Genomic DNA, 1,236 nt, shown 5'->3' with positions numbered 1-1,236 from the left:
CGGTGAGCGCGCAGCCGGTTGGCCCGCAGGGCGTCCAGCGCCACCCGCCACGCCTCGGCGACCCTCACGTCGTACCCCCGGGACGCTCGGCTGCGCGCTCACCGACAGCCGCGTCGCGTGCCTCGCGCGGGTCGGCGTCGCGCGGGTCGGCCTGTGGCCGCTCGGCCTCGCGCGGAAGGCGCCCGGTGGCTCCGGCGGCGCCACCGGAGCCACCGGACGGGTGCCCCGGGCCGCTTCCGGACGCGGACCGGGGCTCCGCGCTGGGAGCGGGGACCAGTGTCGCAGGTCGACCGTGATCAACGGACGGCGGTCGATCATGGGCGGAGTGCGCGCCCGGCGGGCGTGCGCTGTCCGCCACGACCACCCCGTCGCGCATGGTGATCCGACGGTGGGCGCGGGCCGCCACCTCCTGGTCGTGGGTGACCATCACCAGCGCCACCCCGGACTCCGCGTTCAACTGCTCCAACAGCTCCAGCACGGCGGCACCGGTGACGCTGTCCAGGTTGCCGGTGGGTTCGTCGGCCAGCAGCACCGTCGGCTCGGTGACCAACGCGCGGGCGATGGCCACCCGCTGCTGCTCACCGCCGGACATCTGGTTGGGCCGGTGGTCCAGCCGGTGCCCGAGACCGACCCGGCCGAGCATCGCCGCCGCCCGTTCCCGCCGCTGCCGGGCCGACACCCCCCGGTAGACCAGGGGCAGGGCCACGTTCTCCACCGCCGAGGTACGCGGCAACAGGTGAAACGCCTGGAAGACGAAGCCGATCGTCTCGTTGCGCAGGGTCGCCATCTCCGGCGGGGCGAGGGCGTTGACGTCCCGCCCGCCGATCACCAGGCGGCCACCGGTGGGCCGGTCCAGCCCACCGAGCAGGTGCATGAGGGTGGACTTGCCCGAGCCGGACGGCCCGACCAGGGCCACGTAGTCCCCCGGCCGCACGGTCAACGACACCCCGCGCAGCGCCGCCACCGACACCCCGTCGAGCTGGTACGTCCGGGAGACGTCCACCGCCTCGATCGCCGGGGCACGCTCCCCGCCGTGCGGACCTGAAGCGGCGGGTTCGCTCACCGGACTTCCTGGCCGTCGCGGACCTGGTCGGCGCCGCGCACCACGATCCGGTCGCCGGGTTGCACCCCGTCGAGGATCTGCACCAGGTCGGACCCCTGGACGCCCACCGTCACCGACGCCCGGCCGGCCTTGCCGGCGCGGACCACCCAGACCGCGTCCCGGCCGTCGGCGGA

1 protein-coding gene and 1 pseudogene are annotated in these 1,236 nt (G+C 75.6%); both read right to left on the bottom strand.

The features are described from left to right. Nucleotides 1–64: 64 nt before the first annotated feature. Entirely contained in the window at nt 65–1,063 is a 999-nt protein-coding gene (locus tag KBX53_RS33435) for an ABC transporter ATP-binding protein (RefSeq protein ID WP_309140915.1), read from the bottom strand. Further along, a pseudogene (locus tag KBX53_RS36725) lies at nt 1,060–1,236 on the bottom strand (efflux transporter periplasmic adaptor subunit); the annotation flags it as partial. The pseudogene KBX53_RS36725 and the gene KBX53_RS33435, both read right to left, overlap by 4 nt.

This window comes from Micromonospora sp. M51 (assembly GCF_018070305.1).
Classification (GTDB): Bacteria; Actinomycetota; Actinomycetes; order Mycobacteriales; family Micromonosporaceae; genus Micromonospora; species Micromonospora parva.
This window is presented reverse-complemented; position numbering and strand designations above follow the sequence as displayed.